Genomic DNA, 23,339 nt, shown 5'->3' on the forward strand with positions numbered 1-23,339 from the left:
AAGACCCTATTGGGTCTTTGCTTGATCGTCTATAAGTGACGTAAATAAGAGCTAATGGATCCATTGATTGTCAGCTGCACACCAGCACAAAATGCTGATTAATTCCCAAATAGTCCTCAATAACCCTCTAGTCATTCATTTGCATCGCCACTAATGACCCGTATCGTATCGGGATCTTTTAGGTCAGAGTTGAATATCTGTGCATAACGCAAAGTGGCATTGGCATGTTCTCTCATGATCCCTTCAGCCCTTGCTCCTTGACCATGGCTGATCGCATCAAACACCGCATGATGTTGCATATGGGCAAAATTAAACCGTCGATATTCTCCCGCCAAGTTATCACGATCAATAGCCAATGAGCTGACAGAGGCAAATGGCATGTGTTCACTGCGCGTTTTTGCGATATCAATGGCAGGATTATGGCTGGCTTCAATGATTAACGTATGAAAACGTTGATTAATCTCATGATAGATTTCGAGATCCTCTTCCGTCACATATCCTTTAGCAAATAATGCATCCCCTCTCACTAAACATTTCACCATACTTTGACGATGTTCTGCTGCCAGACCCTTTTCGGCGGCCTGCCTTGCAGCCAACCCTTCTAACACCCCTCTGACTTCAACGGCACCATTGATTTCTTCAGGCGTCACTTCACGCACGCGATAGCCGCGATTTTTTAGTTTAATCAACAGCCCTTCTTGCTCAAGGGAACGAAAAGCGATGCGTATGGGCGTACGAGATACTCCAAGACGTTCAGCCGTCGGTATTTCAGCAATACGCTCTCCCGCGACCAGCTCACCTGAAATGATCATTTGCCGCAATGCGCTGATCACGCGTTGTCCCGCTTTACTCATTAAAACCTCACCATCCATTCACATTTTTAAAAGACCAAATAAGCCAGCCATCAACACCAATCTAGAATAGCACGCTAGCAGTATAAACAGTGTATGGCCATGATAGATTAGCCGTACTGTTTTTTATGGTTATGTCTACTCAAGCATATCTTTTGTATAAACGATGCAAACATATTAATGAGTAGCAATAAGATTAACTATATCACTGCTGATCCATATAAATCTTTGCACGAAGAAATGGTTAATATCAATATCATTGGATCCAATTTATCCAAATTTCGGTAGACAAACGCTATTTTTATGATAGATTGGATCCAATTAAAGGGATTTTTACACACAAAAGGAGTTTGCTATGTTTCCAAAAAATTGCTGGTACGTCGCCTGTACGCCAGATGAATATCAAGAAAAGCCGCTAGGTCGCACCATATGCGGTGAAAATATTGTCTTTTATCAAAGCGACACAGGCGTCGCTGCCATCGAAGACTTTTGTCCGCATCGAGGTGCGCCTTTATCGCTAGGTTATGTAGAAGATGGCCTACTGGTGTGCGGCTATCACGGCCTAAAGATGGGCAGCGACGGCAAAACCGCAGCCATGCCAGGCCAACGAGTCAGAGGCTTCCCTTGTAACCGCAGCTACCCTGTCGTCGAGCGTCATGGCTTCGTTTGGGTATGGACAGGTGATGCTGATCTTGCCGATGAATCAAACATTCCAGAACTAGAATGGGCAAACAATCCTGAATGGGCGTATGGCGGTGGTCTGTTTCACATCAACTGTGATTATCGCCTCATGATTGACAACCTGATGGACCTCACCCATGAGACCTATGTCCATGCCAGCAGCATCGGGCAAGAAGAGATCGATGAAACCCCTGTCAATACGACCTCCGAAGACAACTTGGTTGTCACCAGCCGTTTTATGGAAAACATCATCGCCCCGCCTTTTTGGCAAGCGGCGTTGCGCGCCAATCAACTGGCTGACGATGTCCCAGTAGACAGATGGCAAATTTGTAAATTCAGCCCTCCCAGTCACGTCATGATTGAAGTTGGGGTTGCCCATGCTGGAAAAGGTGGTTACGAGGCGGATCCTGAACATAAAGCAGGCAGCATCGTCGTCGATTTTATCACCCCTGAGACGGAGACCTCTATTTGGTATTTTTGGGGCATGGCCCGTAACTTCAAACCAGAGGACGCCGAGCTGACAGAGCAGATTCGCCAAGGGCAGCATCAGATATTCAGTGAGGACTTGGAGATGCTAGAGCGTCAGCAGCTCAACCTATTGACCTATCCTGAACGCAAACTATTAAAATTGAATATTGATACCGGTGGTGTCAAGTCACGGCGTATCTTAGACACGCTCATCAAAGAAGAAAACCAACTGATAGAGAACGTCAATTTATAGACGCCAATCTATAAACGCTGAGGTTAATACCATTATCAAATGACAATTTAAAGAATAATTCGCTAAGTATGCTGGCATGGTATTTAGTGAGTCAAGGATACCTATCATGATGGAAGTTTTGGTAAAGTCAAAAGAAGTGATTGCGAACGATATCTGTCTTTTTGAGCTGGCAAGCGCAGATAGTAAAGCGCTGCCCCCTTTTAGTGCGGGAGCCCATGTTGATGTCAAAATGCCTAACGGCATTACGCGTCAATACTCGCTATGCAATCACCCCCACGAAAACCATCGTTACCAAATAGCAGTACTAAAAGACCCAGCTTCACGTGGCGGATCGGTAGCCATGCACCAAAAAATAAATATCGGCGACCGCATACAAATCAGTGAACCCAAAAACCTTTTTCCACTGGCCCACGACGCCAAGCGCAGCCTGCTGTTTGCAGGTGGCATCGGTATCACGCCAATCTTATGTATGGCAGAGCGACTGGCCCATACTGACGCAGACTTCGAGTTGCATTACTGCACGCGCAGCCCAGATAAGACCGCTTTTATGCAGCGTATTCAGGCATCGGCTTTTGCTGATAGGGTACATTTTCATTTTGATGATGGGGATGCCACGCAAAAGCTGGATGCAGCAAGCGTTCTTGCCTCACCTCAATCCGACACACATGTCTACGTTTGTGGCCCTGGTGGTTTTATGGAGCACGTTCTTGAGACCGCAAAAGCACAAGATTGGCCTGCTGCACAATTACATCGCGAGTATTTTTCTGCCGCGCCGATCAGCACCGCCGATGATGACAGCTTCGATGTTCAGATCAGTAGCACAGGACAAATCATCAACGTACCAGCAGACAAGACGGTCATTGAAGCCTTAGAAGCGTTTGATATTGAGATCCCTTTTTCTTGCGAATCAGGCATGTGCGGTACGTGTTTAACTCGTGTACTAGAAGGCGTGCCAGATCACAAAGATGTCTTTCTCACAGAAGAGGAACAAGCGAAAAACGATCAATTCACCCCATGTTGTTCACGGGCAAAAAGCGCTCAGCTAGTATTAGATATTTAGAGCGTATTACTTTTAAACAAAGTAATAAAAAAGACCCTATTGGGGTCTTTTTTATTGCCTATTATTAAGGTATTTTCTCAATCTGAACAAAAGCTTCTAAATGGACTAAAAGCGCAGAGACGTCCTAGGATCTATTGAAGACTTAATAGACCCTAAAAATCTCATTTGTTATACCTTACAGGCTACACTGGCTTCTTTTGCTTTTTGATAGACTGTTTGCGCATCTAGGCCCAAAGCAGCGACATCGTTTAGATACTTTTCAGTACCTGCTTCCAGCGGCCCTTTCCACTGAGGATCATTTAAAGGGTCAGGAATATCAATCATGGTATCGCCTTTGGCTTTAGCTTCAGCCATGTATTTAGCGTCCTGAGCATCAAAGACTTTACCAGCGCTCGCCGCCATGGCTTTGCCTGAGTTATCATCGATGACTTTTTTGAGATCATCGGGCAGGCTTTCATACTTGTCTTTATTCATCGTGACCATCATAGCAGAGCTATAAAACGGAATATTGGTATGCGCGTTGGTCAGCTCAATTAACCTAAACGGCCCCATCGCATCCCACGTTAGGCTTACCCCATCTAACACGCCACGCTGCAGCGAAGTATACAAATCAGTGGCAGGCAGACCGACGGGCGTACCGCCTGCTGACTCAATGATGTCGCCTGCGATTGCTGATGGTCGGCGCATACGCAGGCCTCGTAAGTCATCTGGCGTACGGATGGCTTGGTCAACGGTATGCATCCCGCCAGGGCCAGTACCCATCATAAATAACAAATGGGTATCTTCGTACTCACTGGAGATTACTCCATCATCATATAAAGTTTGGAGCATACAGTTCATCTGCGTGGCTGAACTGGACAGGCCAGGCAGCTCGGCGACTTGAGTCAAGGGGAAGCGGCCGTTGGTATAGCCTTGAAGTTGTGTGCCAATATCGATAGTACCTTTGGCAGTAGCCTCATAAGTAGCGTCAGGTTTGCTTAGGGTGGCAGACGGGTAGATTTCGACTTTTAAGCGGCCGTTCGAGTCTGTCTCGATTTTTTTTGCCCAAGGCTCTATCACCTCTGTATGCGCGGCGGATGTCGCTGGCCATAAATGTGACAAGCGTAAGGTGGTGACCTCATCATTACTCTTCTCAGCATTTGTCGCAGTCTCGTTTGACTGCGAGCAACCCATCAAAGCCGCCAATGTCAAGCTCAGAGGCAATATCTTTTTCATCATAAAATCCCTTTTTGATTGTTCAAGTACAGCAGAACCAATATATGCTTAAAAAATATCTTCTTATAAGCCCATGGTCTGAAGTAAAAACAGTCAATGTCCATGTTTTTGTGGGCAAACTTTCATCGCTAAATATTCTATCGATACGAATATATTTGTTCTATAATAGAATTAATGTTCGTATAGTGAATTAAATTATACTTTTTTTATTCTTCTGTCAATGATTTGCGTATTATACTGATACTCTCTGTTCCAGATAACGATAGGCTTGAACTCGGATATTTACTACCGCAATACGAGTTGGGCACAACCCAACAAAAAAGGCCACCAACCCTATAAAGCGTTGCCAGCCTTGATATCGATATCATTCGCTGAATCGTTTTTATATTGAAATGGTTTTTCTAAATATAATACTTTTGAATGCTTTCGGCACAGTCACGTAAAATAGGCAAAAACTCGTCGATCAAAACCTCTTTAGAGACGCGCATAGCATTGGTACTAATATTTATGGCACCAATAAGCTCATGGTTTGATTTGTAGATCGGTAATGCCAATGAGCGCAAACCTGTATCCAGCTCTTGATCGATAATGACGTATTGATTGTTACGCGCTTCATCAAGCATTTTTTTGAACTGCGTGCGGTCGGTAACACTAAAGGATGTGTGCGCGGTCAGCTCGACTTTACTGATATAGTCTTCACGCTCTTCTTCGGGTAGGTTGGCCAAAATAGTACGGCCCATAGAAGTATAGGCAACAGGCAATCTGGTGCCGATTGATAAGGCAATTGACATGAGACGGTGCTTAGCCGCAGACCGAGCAATATAGACCACATCATCGCCATCTAGCACAGCAAATGAGCAGGACTCGCCTGTTTTTTCGGTCACACGTTCTAAATAAAACTGCACAATATCATGGTGATGAGTGCTGCTTAGGTAACTGGAACCAATACTCAAGGTCTGAGGCGACAGTTTAAACTGTCGCTTGTCCTTGTGAACATATCCCAAAGCGTGCAAGGTCAATAAATAGCGCCGCGCCTTTGCACGGTCCATGTCAGTACGTTCAGCCACTTCGCTCAATGTCATCGTAGCGTGGCTTTCATCAAAAGCCATCAAGACACTGAGGCCGCCAGCAAGAGACGTCACGAAATCTGGACTATCAGAGGATATTTTCTTGTCTTGTTTCATAGATATATTATTTAACACTCACCAAAGTTAAGGATTTTAAATGAAAATTAATCAACTAATCAATCAGCCTTTTGTACATCCTGACATCGCAAATGAGTTTTCCGATCGTGCATTTGTGCAGGCCATGATTGATTTTGAACTTATTATCTTAGAGATAAGAGAGAAAAACCAACTGATTCCAAACGATGTTTTTCAACAGTCTAAACAAGCATTGACGATAGACGCATTCGATATTGATGCCATAGGAGCAGACACATATTTGAGCGGCAACGCAGCCGTCCCTTTTGTCAAACAAGCAAAATCGTTATTGCCCTCAGACACAAGACCTTACTTTCATCAAACGTTGACCAGCCAAGACGTGATCGATACTGCCATGATGTTAATGCTTAAACCTGCATTCAACCGTATCAATCAAGATGTCGCTGACATACTTGGCGCGTGCAAAACACTGATTCAGGCACACAAGACAACGCCAATGGCAGGTAGAACCTTAATGCAGCAAGCCCTGCCTATCACGTTTGGTACAAAAGTATCACAGTGGGCAGCTTCATTGATAGCAGTTGCGCCGTATTTGGTACAAGTCGCACAATCAGGACTGTATCTACAATGGGGTGGGCCTGTGGGGGTAAGCGACGAAGACAATGAGCGCTTCGCTTTACCGCAGCAGGTGGCAGCCGCCCTTGGTTTATCAGCGCCCCTACTCCCTTGGCATACCAATAGACAGCCTATTTATACCATCGCTGCGGCACTAGATGCTTGTGCTGGTGCCCTAGAAAATATCGTCGAAGACATCGCATTGATGTCTCAATCTGAGCTAGGTGAGCTGGCCGAACCTGCCGTTGAGGGTATGGGCGGCTCCTCATCAATGCCGCACAAACACAACCCTGTACTATGTGCCCTAATCAAAGCTGGCGCGATAAGAATGCATGGACATATGAGTGTCATTAGCAATACAACCGCGCAGCCTTTCGAGCGTGCACTAGGACAGTGGCATGCCAGCTGGGTACCTTTAGTTGAGGGCACAGCGCTGGTTGGCGGCAGTCTCTCTTATTTAAAAACATTACTGCAAGGACTACAAGTATACCCTGAGCGTATGGCAGCCAATCTTGATTTAAATAGCGATGCGTATTTAACCAAAGCCCTAGAGCGTCATTTTCAAGCCAATGCAGACAGCGTTTACCCCTTAATAAAGCAAGCCTCCAAGCAGGCACATGACAACCATATAGGGTTTGTAGCAACGCTACGACCTTTACTAAAAAAGTCCTCTATCAGCGTTGGGACTAATAGCGAACTTGATAATATACTGTCCCCTTTAAGCTATTGCGGTGCGGCTACAAGACAATGTGAGACCACACTAGACGCCATCGAAAAAATCAACGATAAAAATCCAAGCGCATGAGCAGTAAATAAAATTGACAATAACACAAAAACAAAGTAATTTTAATTCATTATACGAACATAAGTTCTTATTTAGAATAAAAAATCAAAACAGGATTTTATGATGAAAAAGATACTGCCCGTTGGCTTGACATTGGCGGCACTGATTAGCTTGGCTGGCTGCTCACCATCAAATGATACTGCTAGTGCAGATGGTGCGGATGAGGTTACTACGCTAAGATTTTCGCATTTTTGGCCTGCAACGGCAGCAACCCATACTGAGATTTTTGAGCCATGGGCACGCAAGGTTGAAGAAGAATCTGGTGGCCGCCTAAAAGTTGAGATATACCCATCAGCAACACTCAGCAAACCTGATGCGACCTATGATGCCACTGCCAAAGGCACGGTCGATATCGGCTCACAACTGCAAGGCTATACCAATGGCCGCTTCCCACTGACCCAAGTAGCCGAACTGCCTGGGCTGTCTAACTCTGCCACACAAATGAACTGTATGCTCCAAACCCTATACGATGATGGGGTCATCTCTAGTGAATACGAAGACACGCATTTGTTATTTATGATGGGTACAGGCCCGGGTGGTATGCATACTGTTGACAAAGCCATTCGCACACCAGATGACTTAAAGGGTCTGCGTATGCGTCGTCCATCAGCGATTGCGGGAGATATCATCGAGTCTGCCGGCGGTACGCCAGTAGGTCTGCCAGCCACTGATATTTACACATCCTTACAGCGCGGCGTTTTGGATGGATTGAGCTTACCATGGGATGCGACAGGCTCTTTTAGATTGATTGAGCTGACCAACACTCATACCAACATTCCTTTTTATAGCTCTGCCATTATGGTGACGATGAACAAAGACAAGTATGAAAGCCTACCCGATGATCTCAAAAAAGTTATCGATGAAAACTCTGGCAAAGCAATGGGGGCGATTGCTGGTAAAGTATTCGATGCTGAAGACGACAGGTTCATGGCAGAAGCCAAAGCCAAAGGCGATACCATGATCGATATCCCAGACCCTTTAAATGACCCTCAATGGAAAGCACCATTGCAGGCAGGTACCCAAAAATATCTAAATGATGTCGCCGCTTCGGGCTTAGACCCGCAAACTGTGTACGAAAAAGCCAAAGAAGCGAGCGTGGCTTGTAAAGTTTAAGCAGTATTACTCATTGTAATATGATTGAGGGCGTATCATTGATAACACGCCCCGAAATTATCGGAGACTCAACATTCTGAGACAATATGCCGGTGAAAAAACAAACCTACAATTCTAAGATTAAAGAACGCGTCGTTCACCTGCTGATAAAGCACCAAACGATTGTCCCTCTACATTTGGCAGGATAGCAAAGGCCGTTATAGTGTGTGTAAAGTTTGGCAGCAAATGAAAGCAGATGGTATAAGGGTTGCTCGATGTACCGTAGAGCGATTAATAAGACTGCATGACCTACAAGGCGTCTGGCGTGGTAAAAATAAAATCACGATTAAATTTCGTGACGATCAGAAGCGAGCTAATGACCTGATCCATCATAAATTTAATGCTCACCGTCCTGATCAATTGTGGGTTGCTAACTTTATCTATATCAAGACATTGATATAGATAAAGGTGAAGTGATTAAATATCTAAAGCAGAGCTGGAACGGCGTAAATGATGTTGGAATAGCAACCCTTGAATGAGTAGATTGGTTCAATATAGCTCGTATACGTAGCACGATTGGTTATATGTCACTTTTTGAATTTGAAAAACGGTATTATGATAATTTAACCTTGTTAGACATCCCTGCCTAACTCGAGTAATTCAACCTCCGACATACTCGGGGCGGTCCAGTGCTTATTCATATATCTTGTCTTAGCATAAGACGAGTGGCCATAGTTTTTTATCCGACTATTGCCACTCGGTCCAGTTTGGATCCTCATGAATATAAGTAATATGCTTCATATTTTCCTTAAAGATATACGGAGATTAACCCGTATTACGCAGACCAGCCGCCAAAGCATTGATGCTGCGGATTAATGGATCTTCAACATCAATATTACCCTTGTCACTTTCATCGCTTTGTTCATTGCCTTGTTGTCTGGCACGTTTTAACAGCTCAATCTGTATATAATTAATGGGGTCTAAATACGCATTTCGCCAGTGCAGAGAAGCAGCAAGATTGTGCTGATTTGATAATAACGAGGTTTGCTCAAGTAACGCGTTCAGACCTGAATAGGTCAGTTCGTGCTCTTCCATGACGGCTGCCATAATCTTATCACGCAAGGCCTCATCGTCGCACAATTGGCTGTAGGCTTGAGCGATACTCATCTCAGATTTGGTAAATGCCATCTCAATATTGCTAATAAACACGCTAAAAAACGGCCAGTGAGCGTTCATCTCTTTCATCAAATCTTCATCTGCTTTGACACTATGCAGCGCACTACCGACTCCATACCAAGCTGGCAGTGTAAAGCGGGCTAATGACCAACCGAACACCCAAGGAATCGCCCGTAAGGTGGTTTTGCTTGGCAAGCCTTTTTTGCGATGCGAGGGACGTGAGCCAATGTTTAATAAAGAGATTTCTTGTACAGGGGTGACCTGTGAGTAAAACTGGTAAAACCCTTCAGTATGGTCGGTCAATTCGCGATAGCGCCGCTCACCTGCGTCTGCCAAACGTGCAAAGAGCGACTCATAATTGGGCAGCTCAAACGGTTGTACCACAAACCTTGATGAGCACGCTTTTAACGTGCCTGTGATACCCATGGTCAGCTCAAACACCGCGGTATCGGTGTTGGCGTATTTGGCATAAAGTACCTCGCCTTGCTCTGTGACTTTTATCTGACCGTGCAGCGTACCAGCAGGTTGGGCGGCGATGGCATTGTGTGTTGAGCCGCCGCCACGACTCACAGAACCGCCGCGCCCATGGAACAATCGTGTTTTGATGCCATATTGTTTTGCAATACGATCAATGGTTTGTTGCGCGCTATAAAGCTGCCATGCAGAGGTAATGATCCCGCCATCTTTTGAGGAATCTGAATATCCCAGCATGATTTCTTGGGTGTTGTCTGAGTTTTGAAGCAATCCTCGATACAGGGGATTATCTAATACAGCAGGTAAAATCTGATCGATATTTTTAAGATCTTCGATCGTCTCAAACAAAGGCGCGACTGGTAAGTCGGCGGCTAATTGCCCCTCGTCATCAACTCTGCATAAGCCTGCAAAGCGCATAAGCAGTAGCACTTCTAATATTTGGCTGGCGTTGTTGGTCATCGAAATCACATAGCTACCAAAGGTATCTTGCCCGACCAGTTTGCGCAATGTCGCGACCGAGTTCATTAATGCCAACTGTTCACGGGTTTTATCGCTCAAATTATCCGTATAAATGAGCGGTGTACCGGGCTTTTTGAGTAAGCGCGTTAGCCATTCTTGACGCTCTGTTTCACTGAGCGTTTGATAGTCGGGTAGATTTGAAGCGCTAGCAAAAATATCTGCAATGACTTCACCATGATAGGACGACTCTTGGCGAATATCGAGGGCCGCCAAATGAAAGCCGCAGGTTTTGACCAGACGAATCATATCAAGGAGCAGCCCTTCGCCATGCGCGGTGTCATGGGTATTGACACTTTGACGAATGATACGCAAATCTTCTAGCAGTTCTTGCGGGTTGGCATAAGCGTCTTTTTTGGCGTCGCTGTCATCCCCTTTGCTTTGAATCAGTTGATTGGTGGCTTTAACTTTATTAAGAATTAAGGAGAGTAATCGGCGGTAAGGCTCGTTGACATAATCATCAAGATTGTAATCAAACACACGCTGATCAAGTTCGGCATAATGGTTGATTTTGTCATAGACTTCGGGCATAACCGTCACGATTGTGTCGCTATGAATCAGCTGGCGGCGCAGTTTTTTTAGCAGCACTTGGTAATGGCGCAGCACAGTATCGGCGTGCATGAGAACGGCAAGTTCTGTGGTCTCAAACGTCACAAACGGATTGCCATCTCTATCGCCACCGATCCAAGAGCCAAAGCTCATAAAGGCAGGTAAGGGATAGTCGCTCAACTCTGGATAGATATCGACAATGGCGGCTTTCATATTGCGATAAACTTTGGGGATGGCATTAAATAAGCTGGCATTAAAATAATGCAGACCATTATTGATCTCATCATAAACCAAGGGCTTACGCGTACGCACCTCATCAGATGACCACAATAAATCAATGGTTTGCGCGGTTTGCGCTTTGGCTTGTTCGTACGAGACGCTATTTTCATCAAAATTATTTAACGCATCGCTATGGGTAAACAGACTTTGCAGGATATTCATTGTCGTACGGCGGCGCGCTTCGGTAGGATGCGCGGTAAAGACAGGTATAAATTTTAATTGATCAATGAGTTCTTGCATTTGCTCAGGTTCAATATTTCGTTCACGGCACTCAAGTAAGGTGCGACGAAACGACCCCTCCCAGCTTTGCTCGGACTGTGCCCGCAGTGCCTGACGCTGCTCTCGTAAGTAGTTTTCTTCACTGAGATTGGCTAAGAAAAAATAAATAGAGAAGCTACGGATGACGTTTTTTAAGGTTTGATTGTCTAAAGAGGCGATGAAGTCGATAAGTTGCTGCTTATGGGTGTCATTAGGTGCGCGTCGCTGCTGAATAAACCCTTTTCGCAGCGTCTCAATGGTATGGATAGTTTGCTCCCCAGTCTGGCGAGCAATCGCGTCACCAAGGAATGAAGCCAGTAAACTAATGCGTTCTCGTAATACGTCGTTATCTATGGTCATCCTTAATCCTCTTATAATCGATTCTAAATAAAACAGATACGTTATTTGATGACGCGGAACTAGGGCGTGTTGAAGATCTCGCTGCTCATCAACCAAAACAATAAGCGCACTTCATGTAATTATCATTTCCACAAGTTCGGTTTACTTATCCAGTTTTGCCAAACAATCTGAATTAATATCAGCAATCGTTTTGGCGCCAGTCAAGGTCATTGCAACGCGCATCTCTTTATCCATCAGCTCTAGAAAATGGCTTACCCCTGCACTGCCATCCGCGGCTAACGCATATATAAATGCACGCCCTAGCATACAGATATCGGCACCTAAAGCCAGCATGCGCACAATATCTAAGCCATTGCGTATGCCGGAGTCGGCCAATATTTTAATCTCTCCTTTCACCGCATCGGCAATAGACGGTAGAGCACGCGCACTGGACAAAACACCGTCTAACTGGCGTCCACCATGATTGGATACGACGATGCCGTCCGCCCCAAAACGCACCGCATCTTTGGCATCTTCTGGGTCCAAAATACCTTTGATGACCATAGGCCCATCCCAGTATTCACGAATCCAATCCAAATCTTTCCAAGAAATGGAAGGATCAAAATTATTCCCCAGCCAGCCTATATAATCTTCTAACCCTGTCGGCTTACCTAAATAAGTCGAGATATTGCCCAGATCATGCGGACGGCCATTTAATCCTACATCCCACGCCCATTGGGGATGCGTCATAGCCTGTAAGTAACGGCGCATCGCGGCATTTTTACCACTCATACCCGAGTGCGCATCGCGGTAGCGTGCCCCTGGTACTGGCATATCTACCGTAAAGACCAGTGTCGAGCACCCCGCCGCTTTAGCACGCTCCAAGGCATTTTGCATAAAGCCTCTATCCTTTAATACATAAAGCTGAAACCACATCGGACGGCTAATTTTAGGGGCCACTTCTTCAATTGGACACACCGACACCGTCGACATGGTAAACGGAATGCCTTTTTGATCGGCGGCCATAGCGGCTTGTACTTCACCGCGGCGTGCATACATGCCTGTCAGACCAACGGGCGATAACGCGACAGGCATAGACAGGGTTTCATTAAACAACTGCGTCTCTAAGCTCAGTTGCGACATATCATTGAGTACACGTTGCCTAAGGGCAATTTGTGATAAATCTTCAACATTACGTTTTAAGGTATATTCATCATAAGCCCCGCCATCTATATAATGAAATAGAAACGGAGGCAGGCGGCGCTTGGCAGCGGCTCTGTAGTCATTTGCAGATGAAATAATCATACGCTTACCCTTTTTATTCTGTTAGATAACTAGGTAATATTCTTGGATGCCTCATTGTGCAGCGCTCAGTACTGGCCGATGGATACAACTGACTCATTTTTGCAGCCACAAGCGCAGCCCCCATTTACTATTACACACAACACGAGCAGTTGCGTTTGGTTTTTGACATTTTACCAATGCCGGGATTAAAGCTGTTGGTTGGGTCTAGGCTTTTATAGAAGTTTTGCAAATCAGGTTCCGCTTCGTATAAGTGCCCGACGTTATGCTCAGCAGGATATTTTGCCCCGCGCTCATTCAATAATGCTAGCATCATTTTTTTGACATGATGAGCATCACTGCCCTTTTTTAAGATGTAATCTTGGTGAAACACATAACAAAAGAAATGTCCGTAATAGAGCTTCTTTTCTAAATGTTGTGCTATTTCTTCAGGTAGGGTTTCCAGCCACTCTAACTCATTACGTGGGATGGCAATATCAAGCGCTAATATCTCCCCTACCTCTTTTTCATGTATGACTTCATACCGTAATGCCGCACCAGCTGCGGCAAAACGATTTAAAAAGGCGCTTTCTGATTCTTCTTTATTGCATTCAAAATAAGTACCCGTTTCTGAAGTTTCAAAAAAAGACTTTAAGAAATTTTGTGCCTCTTCTATACCGTCGTCACTCATTTTTACTATTAAGTGATGCTCGTACTTATCACGGTACTCTATCATTCTCTTGGGCAAATGCTTTGGAAATATATTACCGATAAATTGCATGACTTTATCAGTAAAATGTTTCGGCATCCACGGCCATTTGTTCAACTTGGCGTCAATCGTGCCTTTGATAGAAAACAATCTTGGCAAGGCGTCTGTACCGAGATGTTTAATACTCAAGAAAGTATCTTTGCCATATTTAGCGGATACATCAAATATATCACGGTGCATATATTCCCCAACTTCAGGAATATTTTTGAAACTTGATAATATCTGTCGTCGCAACTGTGCCAACTCACCCACACTATTACTGCCTATATAAAAGGTCTTCTCTCTTGCAGCGGTTGGGTAAGTATCAATGCGTACGGCAAATACAGCAAGCTTGCCAGCGCACCCACTGGCCTCACATAACCTGCGCTTGTCAGCATTAAAACGACTCGGTGTGCTTGCCTCAACATCTGTCACTCTTGCGATATACTCTTTGTCCGATGCCAGCTTACCAGTATTAGGGAGTTTGCTTTTATCAAAATTACCGGTTTGTAAGTTAGTGAGTATTGCTTCAGGGGTATCTCCTAACTCTACATCTAGGTGATTGACGAGTACCAGTTGGCCGTGTTCGTTTATTTGAGCAAACAACGCAAGCTCGGTATAAGCCGGACCTCTTTTAACCAGCGCCCCACCTGAATTATTAGATATACCACCAATAATAGAGGCCCCTAAAGTCGAGGAACCAATGACTGAATGAGGCGCTCTATTGACGGCATTAAGCTGGCTTTGCAACTGATGCAAGGTAGCCCCAGGTAAGCTAATTACTTGCTCGTTATCATTTACCAAGTATAACTGGTTCATTGCCAAGGTATTGATAACAACAACGGGTCGATCATAGTCATTACCACTGGGTGTTGAGCCTTCCGTCAGGCCTGTTTTTGCCGCTTGCATGATAATGATGCAGTCGCCTGCTACACACACTTCTAGGCTACGCCAAATCTCTAGCAATGTTTGCGGAAACAAAACTGCCAAGGCAGTGCCGCCACCAGAGCGCCATCCCATTCTATAATGCTCGTTTTTTTCTGGGTCTGCCTGTATATTGCTGGCGCCTAATAAGTTGGTTAGTTTATCTAACACCTGATAAGGACTCAGTATGTCTTGAGAAACTCGATTTGATGAAGAGATATGACGCTCCTTATCTTGTAATGGTATGTCATTCATGATGACAAGGGCCCTTGAAAACCGAAAATATAAATGGCGGCCATCACGATTATTCCACAGAACAACACATAATATAAGGTGGGTAAAATAGTACGCCTCAGGGTGGCACCCTCCATACCAAGTAAACCCACGGTCGCTGATGCAGCCACCACGTTATGTATGGCGATCATATTACCAGCTGCTGCGCCAACCGCTTGAGCTGCGATAATTAGAGACGGTGAAATATCTAAGCTCATGGCGGCTTCATATTGGAATTGACTGAACATCATGTTTGATACGGTATTAGAGCCTGCGATAAAGGCACCTAAAGCCCCAATGGTGGCACTGATTAAGGGAAAAACATTACCAAAAGTACCCGCAAATAACTCTGCACTGGCGACTGGCATACTCGCCACATCTGATAGATTTACGCCTGAATTAATAAAAATTCTAACCATTGGAATCGTAAAGATAAGGACAAAACCTGCCCCTAACACCGTTTTACCTGATTCTTTAAAGGCATTGTTTAGTGCACTAACAGGTTTTTTAGTTTGCAGCGCGGCGGCAACTAAGGCACTGATGAGTAACAAGCCGCCTGGTAAATATAAAGGACTAAAGCTGGCACTAATATCTGCCTCACTTAAAATCGAAGTTAGGTCTACTGTCGCACTGTTAAGCAAAGACTGAAAGCCTGTAAATACTCTTGAAAACACCAGTAAAAGCGCAACCAGTAAGTAAGGGAACCACGCCATAAGGGTGGACATCTTTTTATCGTCTAAAGCCGGCGTAATATCTTCTTTACTAACCACTAACTTACCAAGCCATTCACTTGGCCAATTTTTTTGCGGTTCAAAATCCCATGTGGTTTTTGGTACTAAAAACCCTCTTTTGGCAGCATTAACAACGATAGTAATACTGATCAAACCACCGACCAATGATGGAAACTCTGGCCCTAAAAAAACACCAGTGACCGTATAAGGAATCGTAAATGCCAAACCTGCAAAAATAGCAAATGGCCAAATAGCGAAGCCTTCTCTCCAGCTTTTGTTTTTACCAAAAAAGCGCGTGAGCATCATCACCATAAAAAGTGGCATGAACGTACCAATAGCCCCATGAATCATGGCAACTTGGCTCGTAATCAGTTGTAAAAAGCTGTCCCACTGTAAACCTTGTTGGGCAAGTTGCGTGCTAATCGCTGCTGTATCTAACCCTTTATTTACCCCTATCACAATAGGCGTACCGACCGCACCAAATGATACGGGCGTACTTTGTATCATCATTCCCATCAATACCGCAGCCAGTGCCGGAAAACCTATCGCGACCAGTAAAGGGGCGGCAATAGCGGCAGCTGTACCAAAGCCAGAAGCGCCTTCCAAAAAGCAGCCAAAGCACCAGGCAATAATAATGGCTTGCACCCGCCTATCTGGCGATACATTGGTAAACCCAGCACGGATAACAGCGATGGCACCAGTATGTTTCAATGTATTTAGCAAAAAAATAGCACCAAAGACAATCCACAACACCGAGACAGTAATAACCAAACCCTGAATAATAGATGAGGACACGCGATTAAGCGTCATATCCCATACAAAAATAGCAAGCGCGGCGGTCACCGCTAAAATGATTGGCATGGTTTTTTTGGCCGACCATTGCAGGCCTATCAAAAAAATACCACAGAGAACGATTGGCAGTAATGCCAGCAGCCCATATATTGTTTGATTCAAAATCACATCCTTTTTCTATCGTTTAATCTTCCTTGAACCAAGTCATTGAAGCTTTTATTTTGATGACTCCATATTGACTAAGCTGTATTAAACATTCACGGACAGGCATTGCTAATTTATCCACGCTGTCTCTCAGATAGAGTCAAGTATAGGTTCAGCTAGTCCATGGTCTCATGTTTAAAACATCCTAAAACAGTCTACGCCTTGTTAATAGATTGATATATTGCATCAAAGGAGAATGTTATTTTCTTTTTTTGCTATAATCCAAACCGTATTACACCAATTGGAGCACAAATATGGTCAAAGCCGACGATATGGTTTTATTCGTCCAAGTGGTTGATGAAGGGTCGTTTTCTAAGGTCGCTGAAAAACTGTCATTAACCAATTCCGTGGTAAGCAAACGCATTGCTAGATTAGAAGAGAACTTAAATGCTCAGCTACTTTATAGAACCACTAGGAAGCTCAGCTTAACCGATGCTGGCAGGACGCTTTATGACAAGGCCAAAATTGCCCAATCTGCCTTGCAAGAAGCCGAAAATGCTGTAACGGGTTACGGTAAAGATATGAAAGGCAACATACGTATAACCATGCCAGCGGTCTCTGCGAATTTGATATTGAGCGAATCTATTGCCGAATTTTGTAAAGAGCATCCTGAAATATCGGTGGATTTACACATTACCAATCGGTTGGTTGACTTGATAGAAGAAGGGTTTGATTTAGCAGTAAGAACTGCTGAGCTTGAAGACTCCTCGCTTATTGCCAAGCGCCTTATAGATAGCCACTGGGTGATATGTGCGACTCCAGACTATTTAAAGCAACATGGTATGCCTCAAACCCCTGAAGAATTAGAGAGTCATGAGTGCTTGATCTATAGATTTGATAATGCGTCTAATAACGTATGGCCATTACATATTGATGGTACAAAACAGTTAATGTCTGTCTATGGTCGGTTTCATAGCAATCATCTTAGTGCGATTAAACAAGCCACGCTCAGCGATTTAGGTATCGCTTTTTTACCCCAAGCGCTGGTTTATGAGGAGATACAGCAAAATACACTCACGCAAATCTTACAACGTTTTACCCGAAAGAAACTGGGCATGTATGCCGTTTATCCCAAAGCGCGGCAACCAGATCAAAAGTTAAAATTGCTCGTTGCCCATTTGCGAGAATCATTACATCAAAAACAGGCTTACTACTGCTAAGTAATACGCCTGTTTTTGATGTATAGTCGATTCTAAATAAAACAGATACATTATTTTATGACGCGGAACTAATATAAATTTTTCTGGCTTGCTGTGCCTGCGCAGGCAAAGGCTGCAAAAAATTGATATCCGTCCCGCTGTATCGTTTTTATACCGAACTCACTATATATAAAAAGAGTAATGAAACCGAAAAGATAATGCGAAGTTTTTATCAATCGCGCCATAGATAATAGGTATTACTGTCTAGATTTGAAGGCAGGAGTTAAGTCATTAAAAAATCATATGAGCACATAACGCAATAATCGGTAATGAGATAACAGTTCTTAATAGAAAAATAACTAACAACTGAACAAAGCTCACGGGGATTTTTGTTCCCAAAATCAATCCACCGACTTCTGACATATAGATCAATTGAGAAACGGATAAGCAAGCAATGACAAATCGCGTCAACTCTGATTCTATTGACGAGCCGATAATGGCCGGTAAGAACATATCGGCAAAACCTACCATGATCGTTTTTGACATCTCTGCTGCAAACGGTATATTCAATAGCTCTAAGAATGGGATGAATGGCATACCTAAATAGTCAAATATGGGCGTTTTTTCTGCCACAATCAAACCTAAAGTCCCGATTGCCATGACGACAGGTAGTATGCCTATCCACATATCCAAGATATTTTTTGATCCGTCTTTTAAGAAAGCGAAAAAACTGGGACTCTTTTCTGCTTTTTGCACCGCTTTATGTAAGCCATAGTTGAATAACGTTCTTCCTTCGGGAATGGCTTCACAATCTACCTCATCGTTCTTTGTGATATACGTATCTTCAATTTTAGACAGAGGGAATAATTTTGGTACGATAAGCGCACAAACGATGCCGCATAATGCAACTACCCCAATCATATTGATAAAGTAACTTTCTAGCTTGACTTGGGAGATCACCACCAAGCAAAAGGTAACCGAAACCGCTGAAAAGCTTGTCGCAATCACGGCTGCTTCTCTTTTGGTATAAAATCCACTTTGCAATTGTTTATCAGTCAATAATACGCCAATTGTGCCGTCACCTAACCATGATGCCAAGCAATCAACAGATGATCTGCCTGGCAGACCAAATAACGGTCTCATGACCTTAGTACATAAAACACCAACAAATTCTAATAAGCCAAAATCAAGCAACAACGGTAGTAACAACCCCGCTAAAAAGAACACGATAAAAAGTATGGGCATCAACTCATATAACAATAGACCACCAATGTTATCTGAATATATGGTCTCAAACCCAAATTGAAAATAGGTCACGACGGCAAAAAACGCACCAAGTAGTCTAAGCATTAGCCAAGATGTTTTTACGTTTAGTAAGTTATTCAAAAATTGATTGTTTAAAATGAATGCAGGCTTCATGATTTTGGTATACAAGCTACCAACCACCGTAATCATAATTGAGGTGACGACCAGCATTGTTAAAAAGTCGCTCATATAACTTTGTATATAATCTTTTAGCACAGCGATAGGAATGGTAAATCCTTCGGAGTAGCTGACAAACTTACCATCTACATAGGGAATGGGAAATACGAAGACGATCAACCCGATCATAGAGGGTATGAAGAATTTTAAAAATTGTTTGATGTTGATACTGGTGCTGCTGACATCCTGATCTGAAGCACTGGCTTTAATAATATCCATATTATTGTTACCTTTCGTCCCTTTTTTGACCAACCTAAATAATTTTATATAACTATTTAGGTTGGATTCTTTTAACTCATTTTTAATCTTTCCTACTAGTAATTATTTAAAAGAGAATGCGTCACTTCTTCTAAAATTTTAAATATTCTGGTTGAGTCATCTTTTGAATTGTTATACAAGGGATTGATTTCTGCTATTTCCCAGCAACACACTTTTTCATTTTTAATTAATTCTATATTGAGCTGCATGGCTTGCTCATACGACAGACCATTCATCGCAGGCGTACCGGTTCCTGGGACGTATAAAGGATCAACACTATCCACATCAAATGAGACATAAATATGATCACAGTATTCTAGTTTTTTAAAGATTTCTGCGACTGTGGCGCTAATGCCTTTTTTCGTTATTTCAGCCACGCTATATAAAGGGATTTTATGTCTTTTAATTAATTCCATCTCCTCTTCTTGGTAATCTCTGACGGCACAAAACACGATATTTTCTGGCTTGATGGATGGCTCGTCGGATGCCATAAACTTTAATCGTTCCCAATACGCTTTTTCTGCATCAGAGAGCTCATTACGCTGACATTCCAAGTTATCGATGGCACACGCCATCGCCAAGGGCATACCATGCATGTTTCCTGAGCCACTGGTATAAGGCGAATGAAAATCAGCGTGCGCGTCTATATATACCACACCAATTTCAGCATCAGGATGCGCCATTTTCAGACCATGCATTGTGCCTGCACAACTAGAATGATCGCCTGCGATAACAATTGGAAATTTATTCTCTTCTCTTATATCTTTTATTTTATGGGCTAACTTAGATATAATCGGCTCGATCACATCCGCATACTTTGCGTGCGAAAATTGCGATTCTCCCTCATAATCTTCGTCATATTTATTACTGTCATCCTTAATACTGTCAAATTGCAGCTTTTCATAATATTCGGCATTAAGCTCTTGTGATGATGCTCGCAATGCATCAATGCCTAGAGAAGCGCCTTTTTTATGTCCAGCAACATCTGAATAAACTTCTACTATTCTTATATTTGTCATCACATCAGTCATAATTCTCTCTCTATTAAATAAAATATTTTTTATAAAAATTAAACTTGGAATCAAATTTATTTTTTTCCTATGTTAAATCTCTTACAAAAGTAGCAGAGAGATTTAAAATAAAAAATGTGTCTACAACTGCCTAAGAAACATGCCAAACATATAGTAAGACAACTATAAAAAAGAGTCAGCTTGGCTGGGATGAGTTTTTTGCCACCTTTGTCGGCAACGGCACAGCCAACAATAAAAACTCATTCCAGTCACGCATTATAATGTTGTGCATCGCTTTTAAAGTGAAGCGATTATATAGCCATGGCTTCATTCGTCAATACGCTATGATCTTTGTTATGCGCTTTCACGACCGAATAGAGGTTTTTAGGATCTTGTTGCTGCGGGATCAAATCAAGTAGCTCATAGGCGTCCTGTTTTTTGATCAAATCACGCAAAAATACCAAAGCCGTAAAGTCTTCTGAGGCAAAACCCACACCATCAAATACCACTAAGTTATTGTCGTTGGTACGTACGTCTGCCTCACCGTTCACGATGCGATGAAACTCCGTCACAGGAAAGTCAGGAGAGAGCTGTTGGATATCGCCTTCGATACGGGTTTGTGGTTCAAACTCGACAATGACATGATCCGCTCTTAACAAGATATTGGCATCCAGCTCCGTTTTGCCCGGACAATCGCCACCGATGGCATTGATATAAACGCCCTTTTTGACCATATCGTCACGGAGAATGGTGGCGTTTTTCTTATCGGCGGTACAGGTCGTGATGATATCTGCACCGTCAACGGCTTCTTCTGCTGTTTTGCAAATAGTAATCTCTAAACCCGAATCGGCAAGATTGCGCGCGACTTTTTCAGACGCGGCTGGGTCGACATCATATAAACGCACTTTTGAGATACCTACCACTGCCTTCATACCCATTGCTTGAAACTCTCCTTGCGCACCATTACCAATGAGCGCCAACGTTTGGGCGTTTTTAGGCGCACAATATTTGGCAACCAGTGCCGAGGTCGCCGCCGTGCGCAGTGCCGTCAAAATGCACATTTCTGTCAGTAAAATTGGATAGCCGGTATCAACATCCGACAAGACGCCAAAGGCCGCTACCGTCTGCAAGTCACGCTTGGTGTTGATGGGATGGCCATTGACATATTTGCACGCAAACATGTCACCATCGCTGACAGGCATCAACTCTATGACCCCGTCTTTAGAATGCGAGGCAAAACGACTGGATTTTTCAAACTGATCCCAACGACAAAAATCTTTCTCTAAAGCATCTACCAATTCTGTTATGGTCTGTTCTATACCATGATTGCTGATTATTTCAGCCATCGCCTGTACACTAATAAATGGCACACCCTGCTTTTGTGATACGATAAATTTAGACATTAGTTTTGCTCCCTTCCATGAATATGGTTTATTAAACCGACAATCAATATCCTACCAACTATAAATGTCAGTTAAAATGTCAATAATTTATTAAATATTGATCATTTTTTGACATATTGCTAGGTGCTACTTAGCATAATGTCAAAACTCAATAAAGGAAGCCTTTTTATGGCGTACTATACTTATGATTCTTTAGACAGCGAACTGATATCTGAATTGCGACAAGACGGCCGCGCAACCATTTCAAACCTTGCAAAAAAACTCAAAGTCTCACGTGCCACTGTCCAAAACAGATTGGACAGACTGATTCATAACGGCGCTATTTTAGGATTTACGATTCGCGTGCATGAGGCCTTAGATAAAGAAACCGTCAAAGCGATGATGATGATTGAAGTAACCGGAAAGTCTACGTCACAAGTGATTAGGAAATTACGAGGTATCCCGCAATTGATTAAGCTTCATACGACCAATGGGGCGTGGGACTTGGTGGCAGAGATACACACGACAAGCTTGAGAGAATTTGATGAAGTACTGCGTCAAGTAAGAGAAATTGACGGCATTCTGAACAGCGAGACAAGCGTTTTGCTGTCGAGTTTGTGATGTAGCTATATCCAAAAAAATGTGGTTCAGCACGGTCTAATAGTGATGATGTCTTAACTTGCTGAAATAGTCGCAGTGGTTTGAGGGATAAATTGCAGTTAAAACTGGATTCTAACTACGAAATATCTCTACAAAGGTATTACCTAGTTAAATTATTACCAAAACATATGATGTAAGGACAGTTATAATGAAATATATCAAACACTCTGTAAATTCTCGTGGAGACCATAATTGGGATTTTAGGTACTACTATGATGAAGTAGTACCTGAGATACTTAAACGTAGGGAAGATTTAAGCCTAATTTTATCAAGTGATTTAAACGGAATAGACGATATAGAGAAGACGCTTAATAGAGGTATAATTAAGGCGATTTATTATGATTTAGAAAATGATAAAATCTCGTTGAAGATCGAGCAAAGATATGGCAGAGATTTAATAGAAATTATCTATTCTGATATTGTCAATGTTAATATCAATTGTTGGATATTACCAATCACCATAATGGCACATGAAGTAGACGTAACGCCTGATAATAAGATTATACATTCACTATTTTTATTAGGTGATACAGAAATAGTTTTTGAATGCGAAAAAATAGAATTGAAAACTATGCTTATTGAAAGCGATAACAAAAGTTCGTAATTTTACTATAAAGCGCTT

18 protein-coding genes are annotated in these 23,339 nt (G+C 43.1%); 8 read left to right on the forward strand and 10 right to left on the reverse strand.

Translation table 11 applies throughout. The annotated features are described in order from the left end of the window. Positions 1-131: 131 nt before the first annotated feature. A complete protein-coding gene (locus AAJP47_RS01495; RefSeq protein ID WP_346716137.1) occupies positions 132-854 on the reverse strand; it encodes a GntR family transcriptional regulator in 723 nt (240 codons plus the stop codon). Positions 855-1,206: 352 nt separating this feature from the next. Here AAJP47_RS01495 and AAJP47_RS01500 point away from each other — a divergent pair, with 352 nt between their 5' ends. Then, positions 1,207-2,253 (forward strand): Rieske 2Fe-2S domain-containing protein, encoded by a 1,047-nt coding sequence (locus AAJP47_RS01500; RefSeq protein WP_346716138.1) that lies wholly within the window; start codon positions 1,207-1,209, stop codon positions 2,251-2,253. Between the two features lie 106 nt (positions 2,254-2,359). After that, positions 2,360-3,313, forward strand: coding sequence for a PDR/VanB family oxidoreductase (locus tag AAJP47_RS01505; RefSeq protein WP_346716139.1), 954 nt, complete (start codon positions 2,360-2,362; stop codon positions 3,311-3,313). 168 nt (positions 3,314-3,481) lie between these two features. On the opposite strand, the gene AAJP47_RS01510 is transcribed toward AAJP47_RS01505, so the two are convergent. Continuing rightward, the gene (locus AAJP47_RS01510) at positions 3,482-4,528 is read right to left on the reverse strand and encodes a TRAP transporter substrate-binding protein (protein ID WP_346716140.1); all 1,047 of its coding nucleotides are present in this window, start codon (positions 4,526-4,528) and stop codon (positions 3,482-3,484) included. A 401-nt stretch (positions 4,529-4,929) separates the two neighbouring features. Further along, positions 4,930-5,712, reverse strand: coding sequence for an IclR family transcriptional regulator domain-containing protein (locus AAJP47_RS01515; RefSeq protein ID WP_346716141.1), 783 nt, complete (start codon positions 5,710-5,712; stop codon positions 4,930-4,932). 40 nt (positions 5,713-5,752) lie between these two features. Here AAJP47_RS01515 and AAJP47_RS01520 point away from each other — a divergent pair, with 40 nt between their 5' ends. From AAJP47_RS01520 to AAJP47_RS13440, 3 genes are all read left to right on the forward strand, one after another. Continuing rightward, entirely contained in the window at positions 5,753-7,111 is a 1,359-nt protein-coding gene (locus AAJP47_RS01520) for a lyase family protein (RefSeq protein ID WP_346716142.1), read from the forward strand. Between the two features lie 102 nt (positions 7,112-7,213). After that, on the forward strand, positions 7,214-8,263 hold the full coding sequence (locus tag AAJP47_RS01525; RefSeq protein WP_346716143.1) for a TRAP transporter substrate-binding protein: 1,050 nt from the start codon (positions 7,214-7,216) through the stop codon (positions 8,261-8,263). Between the two features lie 162 nt (positions 8,264-8,425). Then, positions 8,426-8,704 carry an IS3 family transposase gene (locus AAJP47_RS13440; protein WP_497198667.1) on the forward strand — a complete coding sequence of 93 codons (279 nt, stop codon included), beginning with the start codon at positions 8,426-8,428 and terminating at the stop codon, positions 8,702-8,704. A gap of 363 nt (positions 8,705-9,067) precedes the next feature. On the opposite strand, the gene ppc is transcribed toward AAJP47_RS13440, so the two are convergent. The 4 genes from ppc to AAJP47_RS01550 form a co-directional block, all read right to left on the reverse strand. Beyond that, positions 9,068-11,854, reverse strand: coding sequence for a phosphoenolpyruvate carboxylase (gene ppc, locus AAJP47_RS01535; RefSeq protein WP_346716144.1), 2,787 nt, complete (start codon positions 11,852-11,854; stop codon positions 9,068-9,070). Positions 11,855-11,995: 141 nt separating this feature from the next. Next, the gene (lldD, locus tag AAJP47_RS01540) at positions 11,996-13,138 is read right to left on the reverse strand and encodes an FMN-dependent L-lactate dehydrogenase LldD (protein WP_346716145.1); all 1,143 of its coding nucleotides are present in this window, start codon (positions 13,136-13,138) and stop codon (positions 11,996-11,998) included. Positions 13,139-13,268: 130 nt separating this feature from the next. After that, complete coding sequence (gene dld / locus AAJP47_RS01545; protein WP_346716146.1) at positions 13,269-15,041, reverse strand: D-lactate dehydrogenase; 1,773 nt, start codon at positions 15,039-15,041, stop codon at positions 13,269-13,271. Continuing rightward, complete coding sequence (locus AAJP47_RS01550; RefSeq protein WP_346716147.1) at positions 15,038-16,744, reverse strand: L-lactate permease; 1,707 nt, start codon at positions 16,742-16,744, stop codon at positions 15,038-15,040. The genes dld and AAJP47_RS01550 overlap by 4 nt, the downstream gene beginning before the upstream one ends. 296 nt (positions 16,745-17,040) lie before the next feature. Here AAJP47_RS01550 and AAJP47_RS01555 point away from each other — a divergent pair, with 296 nt between their 5' ends. Then, positions 17,041-17,946 carry a LysR family transcriptional regulator gene (locus AAJP47_RS01555; protein ID WP_346716148.1) on the forward strand — a complete coding sequence of 302 codons (906 nt, stop codon included), beginning with the start codon at positions 17,041-17,043 and terminating at the stop codon, positions 17,944-17,946. A gap of 270 nt (positions 17,947-18,216) precedes the next feature. On the opposite strand, the gene AAJP47_RS01560 is transcribed toward AAJP47_RS01555, so the two are convergent. From AAJP47_RS01560 to ocd, 3 genes are all read right to left on the reverse strand, one after another. Continuing rightward, positions 18,217-19,626 (reverse strand): YjiH family protein, encoded by a 1,410-nt coding sequence (locus tag AAJP47_RS01560; protein ID WP_346716149.1) that lies wholly within the window; start codon positions 19,624-19,626, stop codon positions 18,217-18,219. A gap of 95 nt (positions 19,627-19,721) precedes the next feature. Further along, a complete protein-coding gene (locus AAJP47_RS01565) occupies positions 19,722-20,696 on the reverse strand; it encodes an arginase (RefSeq protein ID WP_346716150.1) in 975 nt (324 codons plus the stop codon). Positions 20,697-20,986: 290 nt separating this feature from the next. Further along, positions 20,987-22,078, reverse strand: a complete 1,092-nt coding sequence (ocd, locus tag AAJP47_RS01570; protein WP_346716151.1) for an ornithine cyclodeaminase — start codon at positions 22,076-22,078, stop codon at positions 20,987-20,989. Positions 22,079-22,246: 168 nt separating this feature from the next. Between ocd and AAJP47_RS01575 the strand changes: the two genes are divergently transcribed. Both AAJP47_RS01575 and AAJP47_RS01580 read left to right on the forward strand, forming a co-directional pair. Next, a complete protein-coding gene (locus AAJP47_RS01575; protein ID WP_011514116.1) occupies positions 22,247-22,678 on the forward strand; it encodes an Lrp/AsnC family transcriptional regulator in 432 nt (143 codons plus the stop codon). Between the two features lie 187 nt (positions 22,679-22,865). After that, positions 22,866-23,321: a hypothetical protein gene (locus tag AAJP47_RS01580; RefSeq protein ID WP_346716152.1), complete on the forward strand. Its 456-nt coding sequence runs from the start codon at positions 22,866-22,868 to the stop codon at positions 23,319-23,321. The last annotated feature ends 18 nt before the right edge of the window (positions 23,322-23,339 follow it).

Origin of the sequence: Psychrobacter halotolerans (genome assembly GCF_039680845.1) — a bacterium.
Lineage (GTDB): Bacteria > Pseudomonadota > Gammaproteobacteria > Pseudomonadales > Moraxellaceae > Psychrobacter.